This is a genomic window from Candidatus Symbiopectobacterium sp. (genome assembly GCF_020054415.1).
Classification (GTDB): Bacteria; Pseudomonadota; Gammaproteobacteria; order Enterobacterales; family Enterobacteriaceae; genus Symbiopectobacterium.
This window is the reverse complement of sequence record NZ_JAHWCO010000233.1, coordinates 1-1,761: the sequence shown is the minus strand read 5'-3', so window position 1 is coordinate 1,761 and position 1,761 is coordinate 1. Positions and strand designations below refer to the sequence as shown.

The following is a 1,761-nucleotide window of genomic DNA, read 5'->3' as shown; positions in this document are numbered from 1 at the left end:
TGCTTGAGGGCCTTGTTATAAGAGGGCCAGTTGGTGATTTTAAAATTTTGTTTTGCCATGGAGACCTGATTTTGAAACAACTGTGGTGATCTGCTCCGATGATTACCCAAAAGTTCTATTTATTCAACAAAGCCCCTTACAGTCCGAATCTGAACGCGATAGAACGCCTGTGGAAAGTGATGAATGAGCATGCACGGAATAATCGCTATTTTGAAAACACGCGCGATTTTCGGGATGCAATATTCAATTTTTTCCCCAATACGCTACCAGAAATAGCGGACTCGCTGACGTCCAGAATTCACGATCGTTTTCAGGTGCTCAAACCTGCATCTTGAGGTTTATTGGGTATAGCAACGTAAAGAGCAGGCGTTCTGACAGGCGTAATGCTTTAAATTCAGCCAGCCATCCCCTATGCTAGTGCACACTTGGCACACCTTTGGCTTTGACGCCTTACCATCCTGGGTAACAACATGAAACGTAAAGAAAATATAAAGAATTACGCTTTCCGAAAAGGGTGGAGCTCCTATCGTCTGGCACCGGTTGCGTTTGCGATCAGTGCTGCGTTTATTCTGGCCGGTTGCGAACAGAACGACGAAACCGTGTCGATGTATCAAAATGCGGATGACTGCTCGGCAGCGAATCCGTCCATGAGCGCACAGTGCACCACGGCGTACAACAACGCACCGAAAGAAGCCGAAAAAACCGCACCGAAATACGCCAGCAAAGAAGACTGCATCGCAGAATTTGGTGAAGCGCAATGTACACAAGTACCGGCTCAGGCAGGCACCGCCGCTCAGCCAACACAAACCAGCAGTTCCTGGATGCCGCTGATGACCGGTTACATGATGGGCCGCATGATGAGTGGGGGCGCGGGCTTTGCCCAGCAGCCGCTGTTCTCTTCCCGCTCTCCGGCAAGTCCAGCCAACGGTCAATTCGTTGACGCCAGCGGTAAAAGCTACGGCGCTGCCACTTCAGGTCGTACCGTTACCGTCCCCAAAACAGTACTGGCTCCTAAACCCGCTACCACTAACACCATCACCCGTGGTGGTTTTGGCGAAAGCGTTGCCAAGCAGACCAGTATGCAACGTAGCAGCGCCAGCACCGTTTCCAGCTCCTCTTCTCGCAGTATGGGTGGCTGAGGGACATAAGCATGAAGCGCGTTGATATTGCCGAACGCCAGGATTGGCGTGAAAAGGCGACAGAGTTTGGTTTCAACTTTCACACCATGTACGGTGAGCACTACTGGTGTGAAAATGCTTACTATCAGTTCACGTTGGCGCAGATTGAAGAGTTGGAAGCGGCAACTGCAGAACTGCACCAGATGTGTCTGCAAGTAGTCGAAAAGGTGGTCAGCAGCGATGCATTGCTGACCAAATTCTGCATTCCCAAGCACACATGGGAATTTGTCAGAAGCTCATAGCACAGCCAGCAGCCCTCACTTTACTCGCGCCTCGATCTGGCCTATGACGGAAAATCTATGGTCACCCCCATTTTTGCAACACTGATTTTTGACTAATGGTGGGCTTGCTTCAATCTATCCGGCGTCTCTGTGGGCGAGATGCCCGCGCCTCGATGAGTTCCGCGCCTAGTGAACCTGAAAAGGCCCTCGGCTTCAAAGTGGTCTCCCGTTAAACATCCTGCTGAGCCCCGGACAGGCTCACGAAAGCCAGTTCGCATTACGTCTTCTGGACGGTATTGGTGTTCAGCGCCAGAATGGCAGCATGAAGCGTCGTGGTTATGTGGTGCTGGCTGACAAAGCTT

Annotated in this window: 1 protein-coding gene and 3 pseudogenes; all 4 read left to right on the top strand. The window is 51.2% G+C overall.

Going from position 1 to position 1,761, the window contains the following annotated elements:
• Positions 1–134 precede the first annotated feature (134 nt).
• A pseudogene (locus QZ506_RS06855) lies at positions 135–335 on the top strand (transposase); the annotation flags it as partial.
• A 135-nt stretch (positions 336–470) separates the two neighbouring features.
• Entirely contained in the window at positions 471–1,139 is a 669-nt protein-coding gene (locus tag QZ506_RS06850) for a DUF1190 family protein (RefSeq protein ID WP_291969990.1), read from the top strand.
• A gap of 11 nt (positions 1,140–1,150) precedes the next feature.
• Positions 1,151–1,417 (top strand): annotated as a pseudogene (locus QZ506_RS06845) (glutathionylspermidine synthase family protein); the annotation flags it as partial.
• Between the two features lie 199 nt (positions 1,418–1,616).
• A pseudogene (locus QZ506_RS06840) lies at positions 1,617–1,761 on the top strand (IS5/IS1182 family transposase); the annotation flags it as partial.